General features: G+C 64.2%; 1 protein-coding gene. It reads left to right on the plus strand.

Translation table 11 applies throughout. The features are described 5' to 3' along the window. On the plus strand, nt 1-594 hold a 594-nt coding region (locus IVA74_RS20235), incomplete at its 5' end, for a branched-chain amino acid ABC transporter permease (protein WP_247347547.1). Nucleotides 595-760: the final 166 nt, after the last annotated feature.

The raw sequence follows: 760 nt of genomic DNA on the forward strand, positions 1-760 counted from the left end.
GAGGATCAGCTGCTCGTGACCTTCGGGCTCGGCATCTGCTTCGTCGAGCTGGTGCGCCTGATCTTCTCGAGCCAGTCGCAGCTGGTGCCGCCGCCGGCGCTGTTCCAGGGCATCACCAATCTCGGCTTCATGTTCTATCCGACCTACCGCCTCGCCGTGGTCGGCATCGTCGCGATCGCGCTCGGCGCACTGTTCATCATCCTCTACCGGACCCGGCTCGGCATGATCGTGCGCGCCGGCATCGAGGATTCGGTGATGGTCGATTCGCTCGGCATCAACGTCTACCGCGTCTTCATGGTCGTGTTCGGCATTGGCGCAATGGCCGCCGGCTTTGCCGGCATCGTCAACGCGCCGGTGGTGTCGCTGACACCGGGCACTGGTGACGACATCCTGGTCCAGACCTTCGTGGTGGTGGTGATCGGCGGCGTTGGCTCTTTCCCGGGCGCGATCCTCGGCGGCCTGATCGCCGGCGAGATCATCAGCGTCACCTCCATGTTCAACCCCGGCTATGCCTATGTGATGCTGTTTGCAGCGATGGCGCTCGTACTCGTGGTGCGACCGCATGGCCTGCTCGGCGTCCAGGGCCGCGAGTAAGCGATTTCCTGATGCTCAAGCAACGCCCGTTCCTGATCGAAGCCCTGACTGCGATCGGCTTGATCGCAGCCCCCTTCGTGCTGCCCCATCTCGGCTTCGCGCCGAACACCGTGAACCGGATCCTGGTCTGGGGCCTGTTCGGGCTCGGCTTCGACATCCTGTTCGG

The organism is Bradyrhizobium sp. 132, assembly GCF_023074185.1.
In the GTDB taxonomy this organism is placed as follows: Bacteria; Pseudomonadota; Alphaproteobacteria; order Rhizobiales; family Xanthobacteraceae; genus Bradyrhizobium.